Source organism: Stenotrophomonas sp. SrG, assembly GCF_050031795.1.
Lineage (GTDB): Bacteria > Pseudomonadota > Gammaproteobacteria > Xanthomonadales > Xanthomonadaceae > Stenotrophomonas > Stenotrophomonas rhizophila_A.
In genome coordinates this window covers 1-283 of the sequence record NZ_JBNBBE010000179.1, presented here as the reverse complement: position 1 = coordinate 283, position 283 = coordinate 1, and the positions used below count along the sequence as shown (strand labels likewise).

Sequence of the window (283 nt, the reverse complement as noted above, 5' to 3'; positions counted from 1 at the left end):
CCCGGCAGGCCCGGCTCGCCGGCGTCCTGCACGCCGTTGTTGTGGCGGTCCAGGAACACGGTGCCGGACAGCGACGCGGCCAGCTCGCCGAAAGCGTTGCCGCTGGCGCCGGCGGCGGGCAGGTTGGCGATCAGGATGACATTGCCCGGCTGCTCGCGGCCTGCGCCCAGCCCGGTCGGCTGGGTTTCGGTGATGCGGTAGGCCTGGCCGGCGATCGCGCCCGGGTCGCTGTGCTGGCCGTCGGCAGGGGTGACGCGGTTGACGGGGGGGGCGGCGGGCGGGC

At 76.3% G+C, this 283-nt stretch carries 1 protein-coding gene; it reads right to left on the bottom strand.

The genetic code is table 11. The features are described from left to right. The coding region (locus tag ACQG3P_RS19440; RefSeq protein ID WP_426805959.1) for a hypothetical protein at positions 1 to 283 on the bottom strand (283 nt) is incomplete at both ends.